This is a genomic window from Staphylococcus simulans (genome assembly GCF_003043455.1).
Lineage (GTDB): Bacteria > Bacillota > Bacilli > Staphylococcales > Staphylococcaceae > Staphylococcus > Staphylococcus simulans_A.
In genome coordinates this window covers 1-511 of sequence record NZ_PZGG01000138.1, presented here as the reverse complement: position 1 = coordinate 511, position 511 = coordinate 1, and the positions used below count along the sequence as shown (strand labels likewise).

The window sequence follows — 511 nt, the reverse complement described above, 5'->3', positions numbered from 1 at the left end:
GTACATCAAGAGTTATATCTATACTATTCAAATTAAGACTAACGAAGTAAAGTTTCGTAAAACTCCAAGAGGTGAATCAACATGAAAGAACTAGAAGTTAGATTTTTAATTACAAACGAAAAATGCTTAAACGAATTGACAGAGTATTTATCACAAAATTACACATTATGCGAGGAAAATTATCAATTAGATAAATACTTCAAAGAAAAAGGCAAGGAACAAGAAGGCGATATACCAGGCAGCTATATTTTAAGAATAAGATATGAGAATGAAACATGCATAGCTACCAAAAAAGAAACAATTAGCAAAGGATTATGGGATGAAAAAGAAATACTTTTAGATGAAACGCAAGCAAATTTTATAGAAGAAATACTCTCTTTAGGATTTACTAAAGTTCTAGAAATAGAAAAAAATAGAGTTTCATATAAAAATGATAGATTAACTATTAACATAGACAATGTAAAAGATCTCGGGTGTTTTTTAGAAGCAGAATTATTAGGTGATTTTACAG

Annotated in this window: 1 protein-coding gene; it reads left to right on the top strand. The window is 28.0% G+C overall.

Annotated features, from left to right (window positions below):
• Window positions 1-81: 81 nt before the first annotated feature.
• Window positions 82-511, top strand: a 430-nt coding sequence (locus BU038_RS12355) for a CYTH domain-containing protein (RefSeq protein WP_107606258.1), incomplete at its 3' end; no start/stop codon positions are given.